Source organism: Pseudomonas sp. GCM10022186 (assembly GCF_042656385.1).
In the GTDB taxonomy this organism is placed as follows: domain Bacteria; phylum Pseudomonadota; class Gammaproteobacteria; order Pseudomonadales; family Pseudomonadaceae; genus Metapseudomonas.
Window position 1 is genome coordinate 1 of the sequence record NZ_JBHSOU010000077.1, and the last position, 15,932, is coordinate 15,932.

The 15,932-nt window shown below is 63.7% G+C and carries 12 protein-coding genes; 8 read left to right on the forward strand and 4 right to left on the reverse strand.

From position 1 onward, the window contains the following. A partial coding sequence (locus ACFPU0_RS28500; protein ID WP_377691803.1) for a serine dehydratase beta chain occupies nucleotides 1–680 on the reverse strand: 680 nt, incomplete at its 3' end. Nucleotides 681–1,244: 564 nt separating this feature from the next. On the opposite strand from ACFPU0_RS28500, the gene ACFPU0_RS28505 reads away from it, so the two are divergent. Beyond that, a complete protein-coding gene (locus tag ACFPU0_RS28505) occupies nucleotides 1,245–1,664 on the forward strand; it encodes an acyl-CoA thioesterase (protein ID WP_377696658.1) in 420 nt (139 codons plus the stop codon). A gap of 101 nt (nucleotides 1,665–1,765) precedes the next feature. Here the strand turns inward: ACFPU0_RS28505 and ACFPU0_RS28510 are convergent, their stop codons facing one another. Continuing rightward, nucleotides 1,766–2,068, reverse strand: a complete 303-nt coding sequence (locus ACFPU0_RS28510) for a hypothetical protein (RefSeq protein ID WP_377696659.1) — start codon at nucleotides 2,066–2,068, stop codon at nucleotides 1,766–1,768. A gap of 192 nt (nucleotides 2,069–2,260) precedes the next feature. Between ACFPU0_RS28510 and ACFPU0_RS28515 the strand changes: the two genes are divergently transcribed. Both ACFPU0_RS28515 and fusA read left to right on the forward strand, forming a co-directional pair. Continuing rightward, nucleotides 2,261–3,301, forward strand: coding sequence for a low specificity L-threonine aldolase (locus ACFPU0_RS28515; RefSeq protein WP_377696660.1), 1,041 nt, complete (start codon nucleotides 2,261–2,263; stop codon nucleotides 3,299–3,301). An 852-nt stretch (nucleotides 3,302–4,153) separates the two neighbouring features. Continuing rightward, nucleotides 4,154–6,199, forward strand: a complete 2,046-nt coding sequence (fusA, locus tag ACFPU0_RS28520; RefSeq protein WP_377696661.1) for an elongation factor G — start codon at nucleotides 4,154–4,156, stop codon at nucleotides 6,197–6,199. A 182-nt stretch (nucleotides 6,200–6,381) separates the two neighbouring features. Here fusA and gstA read toward each other — a convergent pair whose 3' ends face one another. Together gstA and gbcB are read right to left on the reverse strand one after the other, a co-directional pair. Next, a complete protein-coding gene (gene gstA / locus ACFPU0_RS28525; protein ID WP_377696662.1) occupies nucleotides 6,382–6,987 on the reverse strand; it encodes a glutathione transferase GstA in 606 nt (201 codons plus the stop codon). 290 nt (nucleotides 6,988–7,277) lie between these two features. Further along, on the reverse strand, nucleotides 7,278–8,381 hold the full coding sequence (gene gbcB, locus ACFPU0_RS28530) for a glycine-betaine demethylase subunit GbcB (protein WP_377696663.1): 1,104 nt from the start codon (nucleotides 8,379–8,381) through the stop codon (nucleotides 7,278–7,280). Nucleotides 8,382–8,742: 361 nt separating this feature from the next. Here gbcB and gbcA point away from each other — a divergent pair, with 361 nt between their 5' ends. From gbcA to ACFPU0_RS28555, 5 genes are all read left to right on the forward strand, one after another. After that, complete coding sequence (gene gbcA / locus ACFPU0_RS28535; protein WP_377696664.1) at nucleotides 8,743–10,035, forward strand: glycine-betaine demethylase subunit GbcA; 1,293 nt, start codon at nucleotides 8,743–8,745, stop codon at nucleotides 10,033–10,035. A gap of 656 nt (nucleotides 10,036–10,691) precedes the next feature. Further along, complete coding sequence (locus ACFPU0_RS28540) at nucleotides 10,692–10,994, forward strand: hypothetical protein (RefSeq protein ID WP_377696665.1); 303 nt, start codon at nucleotides 10,692–10,694, stop codon at nucleotides 10,992–10,994. 863 nt (nucleotides 10,995–11,857) lie between these two features. Beyond that, complete coding sequence (locus ACFPU0_RS28545) at nucleotides 11,858–12,442, forward strand: fimbrial protein (protein ID WP_377696666.1); 585 nt, start codon at nucleotides 11,858–11,860, stop codon at nucleotides 12,440–12,442. 73 nt (nucleotides 12,443–12,515) lie between these two features. Further along, a complete protein-coding gene (locus ACFPU0_RS28550; protein WP_377696667.1) occupies nucleotides 12,516–13,259 on the forward strand; it encodes a molecular chaperone in 744 nt (247 codons plus the stop codon). Nucleotides 13,260–13,367: 108 nt separating this feature from the next. Next, nucleotides 13,368–15,932 carry a fimbria/pilus outer membrane usher protein gene (locus tag ACFPU0_RS28555; RefSeq protein WP_377696668.1) on the forward strand — a complete coding sequence of 855 codons (2,565 nt, stop codon included), beginning with the start codon at nucleotides 13,368–13,370 and terminating at the stop codon, nucleotides 15,930–15,932.

A 15,932-nucleotide genomic window follows, 5' to 3' on the forward strand; every position in this document is an offset into this window, starting at 1 on the left:
CCCAGGCCGTTGCTCACGCATTCCTGCATGGCGTCCCAGAGTTTCAGCAGCCCGGCGCGGATCTCCGCCTCGCTGCGCCAGGCCTTTTCGTTGGCCAGCATCAGTTCGGAGACCCGCAGCTGGTGCTGCCGGCAGAGCTGCAGCAGCTCCTCGGCGCTGGAAAAATCGTAGGGCAGTGCGGTGGCGTCCTGGTCCAGCTGGCCGGCTTTCGCCTGCGCCTCGTCGACCACGAAGCCGCCACCGATGGAGTAGTAGGTGTCGCGGTGCAGTTCGCCCGCCTCGCCGAAGACGATCAGGGTCATGGCGTTGGGGTGGTAGGGCAGGTTCTCCTCCAGCAGCAGCAGGTCGCGCGCCCAGTCGAAGGCCACCGGCTGCGTGCCGTCCAGCAACAGCTCGCGGGACGCCTGCAGCGCTTTGACGCGCGGGGCGATCTGCTTCGGGTCGATGCGGTCCGGCCATTCGCCCATCAGCCCCATCAGCGTCGCGCGGTCGGTGCCGTGGCCGACGCCGGTGGCCGACAGCGAGCCGTACAGGCGCACCTCGACGCGTGTCACCTGCGCCAGCAGGCCGCGCTCGCGCAGCGCCGCGGCGAACAGCGCCGCCGCGCGCATGGGGCCCACGGTATGCGAGCTGGAGGGGCCGATACCGATCTTGAACAGGTCGAACACGCTGATAGCCATGCCGGTTCCTCGACGGGAATCAATGTGGGAAGGATTTGTGGGGGCGAACTCATTCGCCATGCAGGCCGGCAGGCCTGCCCTATTGGTGATTCTCCCGATCCGGCCCCCGGAAAATCTGTCCGTATCCGACCCGAAAATGCACCTGCCCACCGCCCTCGCCCACAGAAAACGGGGATCAAGCTGTGGATAAGCTGTAGAGCCCCTGCCCGGCCCCAGGCCAGCCGCCGCCTCCGCTCGAATGGTCATTTTCTGAGCCATTTCAGAGGCTTGCCGAATGGGCTGTCCCCGGAATCTGTGCAACGGCTTGTGGATAAGGTGTGGGCGCCCGTCCAGGGCCCAGGCAACGGGCGTCTTCGCACGAACCGATCAAAAAACGAACAAACAATTAAACGCGCGATTAAATTTTGTAACCCGCGCCGCACCTGGCGTTCGCCACTGATATAAAGGATTTTGTTCAAATATTGACCAGCCTGGAACCCGGCGTTTTCGAGCAGTCATGAACGCGAAGGAATCCCCATCCAGCGCGGATGCCGGTGTTCTGCACCCGACACGAGGCAGCCTGACATGAGCGACACCCTGACCTACCGCGGCGCCGTCTATCCCTGGCATTGCGATCACATGGGCCATATGAACGTGATGTGGTACGTCGGCAAGTTCGACGAAGCGACCTGGCAGCTCTTCACCCTGCTGGGCCTTGCCCCGTCGCGGCTGCGGGAGGAAAACGCCGGCATGGCGGCGGTGGAACAGCAGATCGAGTACCGCCGCGAACTGCACGCCGGCGACGTGGTGTCCGTCCACTCCCGGGTGCTGGAGGTAAAGGACAAGTCCGTCCGTTTCCGCCACGAAATGCGCAACGACGAAACCGGCGAGATAGCCGCTGTCACCACCCTGGTGGGCGTGCACCTCGATACGCAGGCACGCAAGGCCCGCGCCTTCCCCGCGGATTTCCGCGAGCGCGTGCGGGCCTGGTATCCCGCCGGGTGATGCCTATCCCCACAATGCGTGGACCGTCCTGTGGACAAACTGTGGGGTCGGCCGCGCAGCCCTTGTGGTGCCTGGGCCGCCGCCATCTGATCAAGAAACGATCAGCCGTTCAGCTGACTCAGGCAGGACTGGGAAACCTTCAGCAGGCGCTGGTGGGTCTGCTCGGGTAGCGGGGTCTTCTGGGTCTTCAGCTCTTCCAGCTCGGAGGTGCTGAACTCGGTGCTGACCTTGTCCGCAGCGCAGCTGCAGTAACGCTGCAGCTTGTCCGCGGAGATACTGGCCTGTGCGCTGCTCTTGCACTCCTGGATGAAGTGCTCGCGCTCGCCGCTGGGCCACTGCGCGGCAACGGCCGGCAGGCCGATCAGCAGGGGAGCGAGTAGTGCAATGAGGGTCGGGTAACGCATGTCGTTTCCTCCTTCGGGAAAGGCGCGCTCTTGAGTTCTGAGGCAGCCGCTCCAGGTGGAGTTCCCTTTCTCTGATCACGCGCCGCTGGCAGAAAAGGATGTCGCCATGAGCGAATCCCGAGACTGCAACCTGGCGTAAAGTTAGGCCCCATACGCCTGTGCCTGCAGGCGAACGGACAAAAGGACCAGGACATGACCGACCAGACCCAGCAATTCGCCAGCGACAACTACTCCGGCATCTGCCCGGAAGCCTGGGCCGCGATGGCCGAGGCCAATCGCGGCCATGAGCGAGCCTACGGCGAGGACCAGTGGACGGCCCGCGCCGCCGACCACTTCCGTCAGTTGTTCGAGACCGACTGCGAGGTCTTCTTCGCCTTCAACGGCACCGCCGCCAACTCCCTGGCCCTGGCTTCGCTGTGCCAGAGCTACCACAGCGTGATCTGCTCCGAGACCGCCCACGTCGAGACCGACGAATGCGGCGCGCCGGAGTTCTTCTCCAACGGTTCCAAGCTGCTGCTGGCGAAAACCGCCGACGGCAAGCTGACCCCCGAGGCGATCCGCGAAATCGCCTTGAAGCGCCAGGATATCCACTACCCCAAACCCCGCGTGGTCACCCTCACCCAGGCCACGGAAGTGGGCACCGTCTACCGCCCCGAGGAAATCCGCGCCATCAGCCAGGTGTGCAAGGAGCTGGGCCTGAACCTGCACATGGACGGCGCGCGGTTCGCCAACGCCTGCGCCTTCCTCGGCTGCTCGCCGGCCGACCTGACCTGGAAGGCCGGGGTGGATGTGCTCTGCTTCGGCGGCACCAAGAACGGCATGGCGGTGGGCGAGGCCATCCTCTTCTTCAACCGCGACCTGGCCGAAGATTTCGACTACCGCTGCAAACAGGCTGGCCAACTGGCGTCGAAAATGCGCTTTCTCGCCGCCCCCTGGGTCGGCCTGCTGCAGGATGGCGCCTGGCTGCACTACGGCAACCACGCCAACGCCTGTGCACAACTGCTGGCCGAGCTGGTGGCCGACGTCCCCGGCATCAGCCTGATGTTCCCGGTGGAAGCCAACGGCGTGTTCCTGCAGATGTCCGAGCCGGCTCTGGAACACCTGCGCGACAAGGGCTGGCGCTTCTACACCTTCATCGGCGCCGGCGGCGCCCGCTTCATGTGCTCCTGGGACACCGAGATGGACCGCGTGCGCGAGCTGGCCGCGGATATCCGCGCGGCGATGGGGGCATAGAGCCAACTCCTCTTCCCTGTAGGGGCGATTTCAATCGCCATGGGCTGCGCAGCAGCCCTGCAGGACTCGACAGGGCAGACCTTCGGCCTGCTTGGCGAATGAATTCGCCCCTACAGGGTTTCCCCCAATTTGCCGCCTTACCCCCGATTTCCGTGGACCAAGCTGTGGACAATCTGTAGAGCCCAGGCTGCGGCCCACGCCTGCCGCGGCTTTCCGCCCATTGGATATTTCCTGATCGATTTCAAGGACTTGGCCTTCTTTCTCACAGAAGCTGTGCAGCGAAAGGTACACAAGCTGTGGAAAAGTCGCTGAAGCCCTTGTCTCACCTGCGATACACCCTTCTGCTTGTTTTTTGATCACCTATCAACGGAGGGTCTCTTACCCCCAATAAAAGTGGATAAGTCTGTGGAAAAGCTGTGAAGCGCCCTGTACAACGAAAACCGCGCCGTTCCTGGCTTTCAGCAAACTTCATGCAGAAGAGGCCCCTCTCGCCGAAAACTTGCGCACAAAATCCGTTCACATCCCTGTGCATAAGACGTTGGTAAACTGCCCTAGGCCAATAACCACGCCCTGTACAGAGCCCCGCTCATTTGCCGATCAACCCGCTTTTTGTCGCCTGCCATTGCCTGAAACAGCCGGAAGGCGGTGGAAAAGTGCACCTTTACTCACAAAGCCGGTGGAACCTTCTGTGGACAAGCTGTACAGACCCGTTTCCGCGCCAGGACTGGCGCGGCCTGCCTGGACTTGTTCATTTTTCGAACGATATCAACGAGTTGCAGCAATCTCGGCGGTTCCGGGGCAGGTACGGGGTGCCTGCCTATACTGGAAACACCCCAGTGCGCGGAGGTGCTCATGGCGAACTACTCGGTGGAATCCATTCGAACGATCGCCCTGGTCGGCCAGGGCGACAGCGGCAAGACCAGCCTGACCGAAGCCCTGCTGCACCGCAGCGGCGCCATCCCCAGTGCCGGCAGCCTGGAACGCGGCGACACGGTGTGCGACTTCGACCCGCTGGAGCGCGAGTACCACCACTCCCTCGCCTCCGCCCTGGCCCACTGCAGCCACGCCGGCGCCGAGCTGAACCTGATCGACACCCCCGGCTACCCGGACTTCATCGGCCAGTCCATCGCAGCCCTGGCGGCGGTGGAAACCGCGCTGGTGGTGGTCAACGCGCAGAACGGCATCGAGCTCAACACCCGCCGCATGATGAACCTGGCGGCCGAGCGCGGCCTGTGCCGCATGCTGGTGGTGAACAAGATCGACGCCGAGCGGGTGGACCTCCCCGCCCTGCTGGCCAACCTGCGGGAGGCCTTCGGCAAGGAAGTGCTGCCGCTGAACCTGCCGGCGGACAATGCCAGCCGCGTGGTCGACTGTTTCTTCGCCCCTGATGGCGAGGCCGACTTCTCCTCGGTGGCCGATGCCCACCAGGCCCTGGTGGACCAGGTGGTGGAGGTGGACGAGGAGCTGATGGCGCGCTATCTGGAGCAGGGCGAGATCGCCCCGGCGGAATTGCACGAGCCCTTCGAGCGGGCACTGCGCGAAGGGCACCTGATCCCCCTCTGTTTCACCTCCGCGCGCACCGGTGCAGGGGTCGACGAACTGCTGGATATCCTCGCGCGGCTGGCGCCCAACCCGACCGAAGGCAATCCGCCGCTGTTCCTCAAGGGCGAGGATGCGGACGCCAAGGCCTTCCGCTCCAGGCCGGACCCGGAGCAGCACGTGCTGGCCCATGTGTTCAAGGTGGTGATCGACCCTTTCGTGGGCAAGCTCGGCATCTTCCGCGTGCACCAGGGCACCCTGGTCCGAGACATGCAGCTGTTCGTCGGCGACGGCCGCAAGCCGTTCAAGCTCGGCCACCTGCTGCGCCTGCAGGGCAAGCGTCATGAGGAGGTGAGCCGGTTGATCCCCGGCGACTTCGGCGCCCTGACCAAGGTGGACGAGGTGGAGTTCGACTCGGTGCTGCACGACTCCCATGACGAAGACCAGATCCACCTCAAGCCCCTGGATTTCCCCGCGCCCATGCAGGGCCTGGCCATCGAGGCCAAGCGCCGGGGCGACGAGCAGCGCATCGCGGAGGTGCTGAACCGGCTGCAGGCCGAAGACCCCTGCGTGAAACTGGACTACCAGGCCTCGACCCAGGAGACCGTCCTGCGCGGCATGGGCGAGTTGCACCTGCGCTACCTGCTGGACCGCATCACCGGCACCTACAAGCTGGAGGTGGAGACCCGCCCGCCCAAGGTGCCCTATCGCGAGACCCTCGTCCGCCCCGCCGAGGGGCACAGCAGGCACAAGAAGCAGACCGGCGGCGCCGGCCAGTTCGGCGAGGTATTCCTGCGCATCGAACCCCTGCCCCGGGGGCACGGCTTCGCCTTCGCCGACGAGGTGAAGGGCGGCGTGATCCCCTCCCAGTTCATTCCCTCGGTGGAAAAGGGCGTGCGCTCGGTGCTGGCCTGCGGGCCCCTGGCCGGATTGCCGGTGGAGGACGTCAAGGTCACGGTCCACGATGGCAAGCACCATCCGGTGGACTCCAAGGACATCGCCTTCCAGGCCGCCGGGCGCAAGGCGATGCTCGACGCCCTGCGCAGCGCCGGCGAAGTCGTGCTGGAACCCATAGTCTCAGTCGAGGTGACTGCGCCGGAGAACAACCTGGGCGATATCACCACCGACCTGATCGGCCGCCGCGGCCAGGTGACGGGCACCGAGTCCCTGTCCCAGGGGCTGGCCCTGGTCTACGGCCAGGTTCCCCTTGCCGAACTGGATGGCTATGCCGGCCGCCTCAAGGCCATCACCCAGGGCCATGGCGCCTTCAGCATGGTCCTCAGCCATTACGCCGCCGCGCCGCAGGATGTACAGCAGAAGCTGGCCGGGGCCTACAAGGCAGTGCAGGAGGAGGATTGAGCCGGACGCCGGGGCAATGTTCCTGTAGGGGCGAATTCATTCGCCAAGCAGGCCGAAGGCCTGCCCAATGGAGCCTCCAGGGGGCAGCTGCGCTGCCCTTGGCGAATGAATTCGCCCCCACAATGAAAAGCCCTCGCACTCAGGGAATGCGGTATCGCCGCCCGCGGCGATTGAAATCGCCCCTACGCCAACCCCTCCGCCTTCAACGCCTCCTGCACGGCCGGACGGGCCGCCACGCGGCTCTGGAATTCCTGGAGATCCAGGCAATCGGAGATATCCATGTTCAGGAATCCCGCCCAGTTGGCCACGGTGAAGAGGTAGGCATCCGCCGCGGTGAAGTCGTCGCCGGTCAGGTACTGGCGACCGCGCAGTTGCTCGGAAGTCCACTGCAGGCGGCGGTGGGCCATGCCTGAAAAGATCTCCTTGGCCTTGTCGTCCAGCATCGGGTTGAACAGGGCGCCGAAACTCTTGTGCAGCTCGCTGGTGATGAAGGACTGCCATTCCATCACCCGGTAGCGCAGCAGCGAGCCGGCGGCGGGCATCAGGTCGGTGCGGCCGGCCTGGTCGCACAGGTACTGGCAGATCACCGGCCCTTCGGTCAGCGACTGGCCGTTGTCCAGCTCCAGCAGGGGCACGTAGCCCTTGGGGTTGAAGCGGTAGTAGTCGTCACCGCTGGTGGTCTTGTGGTCGCCCAGTTCGACCTTCTCGAGGCTGAAAGGCTGGCCGATCTCGCGCAGGACGATGTGGATGGCGAGGGAACAGGCCCCGGGGGAATAGAAGAGTTTCATCGCATGGACCCCTCTGGCAGGACGCAAGGAACCGGCGCTGGCAGTGCCGGCGGGAGGACAACCTGGTCAAGCATAGTGGGTTGCCCCCACCAACAGTGGACCAGCTTGTGGAAAAGCTGTTCGTCCCTGGTGCTTGCCCAGGCCCTGCAAGGGCTGCCGAGGATTGGTGATTTTTCCAGCGATTTCAGCGAGTTGCACACAGCAACTGTGCAAGGCAGGGTCCACAAGCTGTGGACAGATGGCGCCAGCCCGCGGCGGGCGCGAGCTGGCGGGAGGTGCTCAGAAAACCATCAATAGTCGATGGATACGTCGCCTTTGGGGACGCTGCAGCAGGACAGGATGTAACCCTCGGCCACATCTTCGTCGGTGATGCCGCCGTTATGCTCCATCTCCACGTCGCCGGAGGTCTTCATCACCTTGCAGGTGCCGCAGATGCCCATGCCGCAGGCCTTGGGAATATGCAGGCCGACCTTGGCGGCAGCCGCGTGCACGGTCTCGCCGGGGGCGATGTGGATGCTCTTGCCGGTGCTGGTGAACTCCACCAGGTTCATGGCGCCGGCCGGCACTTCGGCGGCCGCCTCGGCCGCTTCGGCGGCATGTTCCCTCACCTCTTCGCGGATTTCCGGCGGGGTCGGGCCGAAGGCCTCTTCGTGGTATCGCTCCATGTCGAAGCCTGCAGCTTCCAGCAGACGCTTGACCGCCGACATGTAGGGCGTCGGGCCGCAGCAGAAGATCTCGCGCTCCATGAAGTCGCCGGCGATCAGGTCGAGCATCGCCCGGCTCAGGTAGCCGCGATAGCCGGACCAGGTCTCGCCGATCTCGTACTTCTCGCAGATCAGGTGCAGCTTGAAGTTCTCGATGCGCGAGGCCATGTGGCGCAGCTCGCGGTGGTAGATGATGTCCTTCGGCGTGCGCGCGCTGTGCACGAAAATCATGTCAACCGCGCCGTTGGTATCGAAGAACCAGCGCGCCATGGACATCACCGGGGTGATGCCGACGCCGCCGGAAAGGAACAGGACCTTGTCCGCCGGGAAGTCGATGGCGTTGAACCGCCCCACAGGGCCGTGCACCGGCAACACGTCACCCTCCTTGAGGTTGTCGTGCAGCCAGTTGGAGACCTTGCCGCCCGGCACGCGCTTGATGGTCAGGGAGAAGCTGTAGGGCACCGAGGGCGAGCTGGAAATGGTGTAGGAGCGCATGATCGGCTGGCCGTCGATCTCCAGTTCCAGGGTCACGAATTGCCCCGGCTTGAAGAAGAACACCATCGGCTGGTCGGCCATGAAACAGAAGGTGCGCACATCCCAGGTTTCCTGGATCGCCTTGACGCAGCGAACCATGTGCCGGCCGTTGGTCCAGGTCTGGGTCGTGATGGGATTGAGGAAGTTATTGGTCATGGACGCTGCTCCGCGCGGCCGGAAATCGGCCTATTGCGATGGATTGTGAATAACGCAAAAACAGCCCATTTACCTGTCTGCGACATTCACATGCTTATCGCGACCTGCCAGCAACCACCGGGCCTCCCCCGTCGGAAACGGATGCCCCCATGTCGCCCGCAGATAAGGTCGTACCTCCCCGCGCCAGCACACTGAATCCCAGCCGAACCACAAGGTTTTCGAGCGAGCCACCCTCGCCCCCGCAACCGGGCAGCCATTCGGCAGGCAAGAAACGAGGGCAGGTCACGCCGCCTTGCGTGACAACCGAAACAGCCACTTTTTGCGGCGGTCGCGAATGCGACCAGCCATTGAGGAGTTACCGATGGACGTCACTTCCACCCTGAGCCTGGGCGATCCGCTTCAACCCGCACGCAAGGCCACGGCCGAAATGCTCCGCGAGCGCGACCACAGCTTCTCCCTGCCGCAGCCGTTCTATAGCGACGAGCGCCTGTTCCAGATCGACATGCAGGAGATCTTCCACAAGGAGTGGCTGATCGCCGGCATGACCTGCGAGATCCCCGCCAAGGGCAACTACCTGACCCTGCAGGTCGGCGACAACCCGATCATCGTCATCCGTGGCGCCGAAGGCCAGATCCATGCCTTCCACAACGTCTGCCGCCACCGTGGCTCGCGCCTGTGCGTCAGCGACAAGGGCAAGGTCGCCAAGCTGGTCTGCCCCTACCACCAGTGGACCTACGAACTGGACGGCCGCCTGCTGTTCGCCGGCACCGAAATGGGCGCCGATTTCGACCTCAAGGACTACAACCTCAAGCCCGTGCACGTGAAGAGCGCTGGCGGCTACATCTTCGTCAACCTGTCGGAAAACCCGCCGGCCATCGACGACTTCCTCGCCACCCTGGCCCATTACATGGAGCCGTACGACATGGAGAACACCAAGGTGGCCGTGCAGACCACCTTGATGGAAAAGGCCAACTGGAAGCTGGTGATCGAGAACAACCGCGAGTGCTACCACTGCAATGGTTCGCACCCGGAACTGCTGAAAACCCTGCTGGAATGGGACGACGTCACCGACCCGCGCGCCAGCCAGGCGTTCAAGGACCAGGTCGCCGCCTGCACCAAGGCCTGGGACGAAGAGAAGATTCCCTACGCCCACGCCAGCTTCGGCCTGCGCAACCGCATCGTGCGCATGCCGCTGCTCGACGGCACCGTCTCCATGACCATGGACGGCAAGCAGGGCTGCAAGAAACTCATGGGCCGCATCAAGAACCCGGACCTGGGCTCCATGCGCATCCTTCACCTGCCCCACGCCTGGAACCACTGCATGGGCGACCACATGATCGTCTTCACCGTGTGGCCCATCAGCGCCCAGGAAACCATGGTCACCACCAAGTGGCTGGTGCACAAGGACGCCGTGGAAGGCGAGGACTACGACGTCGCCCGCCTGCGCGAGGTCTGGGATGCCACCAACGACCAGGACCGTCGCCTGGCCGAAGAGAACCAGCGCGGCATCAACTCCACCGCCTACCAGCCGGGGCCCTACTCCAAGACCTACGAGTTCGGCGTGATCAACTTCCTCGACTGGTACAGCGAGCGCGTGCTCAACAACCTCGGCGACACCCCGGCCACCAAGCTGCGCCAGGTAGGCGCCGAGTAAACCCAAGGGAGGCGAAGCCATGTCCCCGTGCCTCGGCTTCGCCATCCTGCTGACGCTCTACGGCCTAGCCGCGACGCTCCTTCGCGCCTGGTACGACCGCACACACTGAGGTCCCCTCGAGGACCACCCTCGCCCCCGTCGGGATGTCGGCCCCGGCGGGGGCTTTTTTTGCGCGCCCGCCGGCGGCTCGGACGCTCGAGCCGACAGCATGGGTTTCGCTCCGCTCGCGGAACGCCGCCCGCCCCATCCTGCGAACTGTGGTTACGCCCCGAAAAGAGCCATTATTTCGCCATTATCTGAACTGGGATTATTCCTACATCTTTTAGGAATCATCAGTTCAACGCTGAAGAAAATTCGCTATTTACTTACAGAAAGCTGCGTACGAATCGCTCGCGACTAACGGGAATTTTCCGAGTGATAACGAAGCTATTCACCGAATTGAAAGGAAGCTTCCTACAAACCCAGCAAACAAGAGAGAAAGCTCTATGAAAGGGCCTTCCAAGTGCCGGCCAGATGATGGCAACGCATTGCAAAAAGATGCCATTTTGATATCAATCTGATGTCACGCCGGTTTGCTCAAGGCTCACCTCCGGGATCCCCGCAGGCATGAACAGCCAGGCAGCCGAGACGATGTAAGCCACCAAGGAGAGCGGAAGATGAAAATCAACAAGATTGCAGCTGTGGTTGGTCTGGTTATCGCTTCGTCGGGTGTTCATGCAAATGGGTCGGGTAGCATCAGCGGCGTCATCCACTTCACCGGGGCGATCGTCGTTGGCGCCTGCGACATGCCCGCTTCGGAATGGTACCGCCACGCCGGGCGGGACAACGGCACCAGTCCGAAACAGGCCGGCCCCGTGCCGCCGTGGAGCAACCTGTGCGCCGGCATCGTCGATACCTCCTCCATCACGACGACCGCCGTCGCGCACAACGGCAAGATCGTCACCGTCACCTTCAACTGACACGCCTGGCTCACCGCCAACTTGTAGGATGGGTGGAGCGGAGCGATACCCATGCGGACAGGGCTGATAGGTATCGGGCTACTGACTCGGACTCCGTAGGGGAGGATGTCGCTTTTCACATCCACCAGCCTCGATACCGTGGGAGCGATTTCAATCGCGATTGGCCAGCGAAGCTGGTCCCGGTGCTTACCGGGCGGACCTGCGGTCCGCTTTCGCGAATGAATTCGCTCCTACAGGTGCGTAGGTTGGTGCGGGCCGCGGTGGTCCGAGAAACGTAGCCCAGATGAAATCCGGGCTACGGAACATCGTAGGGTGGACCACGCTCCACCGGTCCACCATCCCCGGTTCGGCCGGACTCCGCTGGTGGATGTAAAAATCGACATCCACCCTACGAACTCCACCGCACCGGTCGACTCCGTCGCTCCATCCAGACAACTTGAGTCGTCATAGCCAGAGGCTGGTGACTCATGACCATGCCCTCAGGACCTGGTTTCCCAAGTTCAAATGAATATCGCTCGATCGCACTAACAGTGGACTGACCAGTTGCAAGTCCCATATCAGACTATCCAAGCCCCCAACCAAACTTCTCGGGCAACGCCAAACCCGCAGGAAACTTCCTACACATACTGACAAAGTAAATCAGGATACCGGAGAAGGCTGCACCGGGACGGCAAAAACATTGGCGCCCGTTTATCTCGGCACTTCCGGACAGCCCGTGAAAACTCAATCAAAGAAAACAGCGACAACCTTGTAAGCATGCCCTTACATGGAAGAGAGAGCGGGCCGATAGCGCCGAAAAACGCCAATAAATTAACTTTGCCGGGCATTTCGATGCAGCACTTTTCATATCTATGGAGATTCACATGAAGAAGTTTTCCCTCGCCGTCCTGGCCATGTCCGTCATCGCCGCCAGCGGTTCCGTCTTCGCCGAGGATCCGCCCGCCCCGCAGGCCACCCGTGCAGGTGGTGGCCAGATCAGCTTCACCGGCGTGATCAACAACGACGCCTGCTCCGTCGAAGGCAGCACCGGCAAGGAAAAGGCCATCGCGGTTGACATGGGCAACATTTCCATCAAGGACATGGGCACCGACACCGCTCCGACCGCTGGCCGCCTGTCGGCCAACGACATCAGCCTGAAGCTCAACTGCAACGCCGGCACCAAGGTTTCCATGACGTTCGACGCCAAGAACGGTGGTTCCGGCGTCGTCAACGGCAAGAAAGTCCTGAAGCTGGAAGGCTCCGGCGCCGCCAAGAACGTCGGCATCGCCATCCTGGACCGCGACGGTAACATCATCGACCTGAACACTGAGGCCAAGATCGAGAGCACTCTGAACGGTGGCGACGCCACCCTGACCTTCGCCGCCGCCTACGTGACCACCGCCGATCCGAAGACCGCCACTCCCGGTGACGGTAACGCCACCCTGCCGTTCATCCTGCACTACGAGTAAGCAGCCGACCTGCTTCCATGACTGGCGGGGCCTCCGGGCCCCGCCTCCTCTACGCAATCCAGTGGTAACAGTTATGGCCCTTCGCAAGATCTCCGCCTGCCTGGGCGTCCTGAGCCTGGTGCTCGCATCCCATGTGTCCGCCGGAATATCCCTGAGCGCCACGCGTATCGTTTTCAAGGGCTCCGAGAAAGAAGCCAGCATCATGGTGCGCAATACCGGACAAGCCGCACTGGTGCAGTCCTGGCTCGACAGTGGAGACGACTCGGATACGCCGCCGCCCCTCGCCGTGACACCCCCGCTTGCCCGGATACCGGCGAACGAACGACAACTGCTGCGCATCCTCTACGAAGGCAGCGGCCTGCCCAGCGACCGTGAGTCGGTCGTCTGGCTGAACGTGCAGGAAATTCCCCAGGCCGTGCCGGGGAAGAACATCCTGCAACTGGCGGTCAACCAGCGGATCAAGGTGTTCTTCCGCCCGGCCGGCCTGGCCGGCGATGCCCGAGTGGCGCCGGAAGAGCTGCGCTGGACCCTGGAAACCCGCGGCAACACGGCCGAGCTCAAGGTCAGGAACCCGAGCCTGTATCACGTTTCCATGTCCGACGTGCGCCTTGGCAAGGGTGAAGCCGTGGTGGACTCGACCATGATCGCGCCCGGGCAACAACGGTCCTTCACCGTCAAGCAGGTGCCCGCCACGCACGATCCGGAGCTGAGGTTCTCCGTCATCAACGACTACGGAGCGCAGGTGCCCTACGCCGCAAGGCTCTCGACCGGCAACTCCGAGGGCGTCACGGCACAGCGGTCCGAGCAAGCTCTGTAACAGCACCATAACAATCCCAAGGTTCATCTCCGGCAGGCGCCGAGCGCCCCTGCCCGGCCCTCTTCATGCCTGTCGGAGGTGAACCTGACTTTTTGCAGGCGTTGAGAAATGAGCATTTGGCCTGGTCACTCCACTGGACTGGGTAGACGGACGGCTCTGTCTGCCATTCCTCCCAGTAAACTCGCGTTAGCCATTTCCCTGGCTCTTCCCAGCCTGGCGCTCGGAGCCGAAGCCCCGGTAGCGCCACAGGCGAGCGACCCACAGGCCGAAGCGTTCAATACCTCCTTCCTGAAGGGCGCGCCGTCGCCCGTGGACCTGCAACAGCTGCTGCGCGATAACAGCACCCTGCCCGGCGTCTACCGCGTCGACATCTATGGCAACCAGGTGCTGGTGGGGCGCCGGGACATCGAGTTCGTGCGCAACCCGCAAACGGGCGCGGTCGAGCCCTGCCTGCACTACGACATGCTCGAACTGCTGGGCATCGACCTGGCCAAGCTGGTGGAGCAGGGCAAGCTGCGGCCGGAGGCACCCCAGGCCTGCTACGACCTGCCCGCGCTGATCGACCAGGCCACCCTGCGCTACGAGCCGACGCGCCTGCGCCTCTACGTCAGCGTTCCGCAGGTAGCCATGCTCCGGGGCCGACGCGGCTACGTCGACCCCGCGCTCTGGGACAACGGCGTCACCGCCGCCTTCATCAACTACCAGCTCAACGCCAACCGCAACAAGGACGACTACGGCCGCCAGACCGCCAACAACCTGGGCCTGCGCAACGGCTTGAACCTGGGCGCCTGGCGGCTGCGCAACGAATCCAACTACCGCACCGGTACTGGCCGCAAGAGCAAGTTCACCAGCAACCGGACCTACCTCCAGCGCGATATGACCAGGCTGAAGGGTCAGTTCACCCTGGGCGAGATCTACTCCGACGCCGACCTGTTCGACAGCGTCCGCTACCGGGGTATCAAGCTGGCGTCCGACGAGGGCATGCGGGCCGACAGCGAACGGGGCTATGCGCCGGTGATCCGTGGCTTTGCGGAAACCAACGCCACGGTGGAGATTCGCCAGAACGGCTACGTGCTCTACTCCACGACCGTGGCCCCCGGCCCCTTCGAGATCACCGACATCTATCCCACCGGGTCAAACGGCGACCTGGAGGTGGCCGTCATCGAGGCGGATGGCCGCCGCCGCGTCACCAGGCAGGCCTTCTCCAGCCTGCCGACGATGATCCGCGAGGGGCAGCTGAAGTACAGCGTGTCGGGCGGCCAGTTCAACAGCAACACCGACGGCCTCAAGACCCCGAACTTCGTCAGCGGCACCATGACCTACGGGGTGAGCAGCAACCTCACCGGCATCGCCGGTGCCCAGGCGACCCAGGACTTCAACGCCGTCGCCATCGGCGCCGGGCGGAACACCACCATCGGCGCCTTCTCGGTCGACATGACCCACTCGTCCAGCCGGGTTCGCGGGCTCTCCGCAACCGGCAACAGCTTGCGGGCGCTGTACGCCAAGACCTTCACCGGCACGGACACGAGCTTCACCCTGGCGGCCTACCGCTATTCCACCGAGGGCTACCGGACGCTCTCCGACCATGTGCAGGAACTGAGCGATGGCGTCAGCTACGCAAGGGGCCGGTCGAAGATCCGTACCGACCTGACCGTCAACCAGAGCCTGGGCAACTACCGTTACGGCACCCTCTACATCAACGCCAGCGATGAGCGCTACTGGAACCGGGGCGGCTCGCGGAGCCTGTCCGCCGGCTACTCCAACAGCTGGAGGGACGTCACCTACAACTTCAGCGTGTCCCAGACGCGCAATCTCGGATCGTCCCACCAGTCGAGCGACAGGGATACCCAGCTCAACCTCTCGGTGTCCTTCCCCCTGGGATCGTGGTCCCGCGCCCCTCGCGCCTACGTCTCCACCAGCAGCCAGAAACACAACGACAGCACCCAGGCAGGCGTGAACGGCTACCTGTCCGAAGACAGCGACACGTCGTACTCGGTACAGGGCAGCCACAACAACAACAGCGGCAGTGCCGGTTCCGCCAGCCTGCACAGCCGCACCTCCTTCGCCGACGTCGGCCTGGGCTACAGCAAGGGGCGCGGCTATACCTCCGAGAGCCTCACCCTGGCAGGCTCGGTGGTGGCCCATGCCGGTGGCATCAACCTGGGCCAGCCCGTGGGCGAGACCTTCGCGCTGGTCGAGGTGCCCGATATCCCGGGCGTCGGCATCAGCAACTACAACAGCGTGAGCACCGGCTACAACGGCTATGCGGTGGTGCCCAACGCCCAGCCGTACCGGACCAACTGGATCACCCTGGACACCCGCAACCTGGGCGGCGGCATCGAGATCGAGAACGCGACCCAGCAGGTCGTCCCACGGCGAGGCTCGGTGGTGCGGGCACGGTTCGAAGGGAAGAAGGGCCGTCGCGTCCAGTTCGAGCTGTTCGACGCCCAGCAACAGCGCATTCCCTTCGGCGCCTCGCTGGAGGATGCCACCGGCAAGCAACTGGCGATCTCGGACCCGAGCGGGCGGGCGCTGGCATTGGTGGAAGAGGACCAGGGAACGCTGGTCATCAAGTGGTCAAGCCAGCAATGCTCGGCCACCTACACCCTTCCGCCGGAAAGGCCCGCGAACTACGAACGCTACCGGCTCGTCTGCGCGCAGGGACCGCTCTGA

What these genes read in the sequence shown, in the direction of transcription:
- ACFPU0_RS28505 (WP_377696658.1), top strand. Translation starts at nt 1,245, where the DNA reads ATGAGCGACACCCTGACCTACCGCGGCGCCGTCTATCCCTGGCATTGC.
- ACFPU0_RS28510 (WP_377696659.1), bottom strand. Translation starts at nt 2,068, where the DNA reads ATGCGTTACCCGACCCTCATTGCACTACTCGCTCCCCTGCTGATCGGC.
- ACFPU0_RS28515 (WP_377696660.1), top strand. Translation starts at nt 2,261, where the DNA reads ATGACCGACCAGACCCAGCAATTCGCCAGCGACAACTACTCCGGCATC.
- fusA (WP_377696661.1), top strand. Translation starts at nt 4,154, where the DNA reads ATGGCGAACTACTCGGTGGAATCCATTCGAACGATCGCCCTGGTCGGC.
- gstA (WP_377696662.1), bottom strand. Translation starts at nt 6,987, where the DNA reads ATGAAACTCTTCTATTCCCCCGGGGCCTGTTCCCTCGCCATCCACATC.
- gbcB (WP_377696663.1), bottom strand. Translation starts at nt 8,381, where the DNA reads ATGACCAATAACTTCCTCAATCCCATCACGACCCAGACCTGGACCAAC.
- gbcA (WP_377696664.1), top strand. Translation starts at nt 8,743, where the DNA reads ATGGACGTCACTTCCACCCTGAGCCTGGGCGATCCGCTTCAACCCGCA.
- ACFPU0_RS28540 (WP_377696665.1), top strand. Translation starts at nt 10,692, where the DNA reads ATGAAAATCAACAAGATTGCAGCTGTGGTTGGTCTGGTTATCGCTTCG.
- ACFPU0_RS28545 (WP_377696666.1), top strand. Translation starts at nt 11,858, where the DNA reads ATGAAGAAGTTTTCCCTCGCCGTCCTGGCCATGTCCGTCATCGCCGCC.
- ACFPU0_RS28550 (WP_377696667.1), top strand. Translation starts at nt 12,516, where the DNA reads ATGGCCCTTCGCAAGATCTCCGCCTGCCTGGGCGTCCTGAGCCTGGTG.
- ACFPU0_RS28555 (WP_377696668.1), top strand. Translation starts at nt 13,368, where the DNA reads ATGAGCATTTGGCCTGGTCACTCCACTGGACTGGGTAGACGGACGGCT.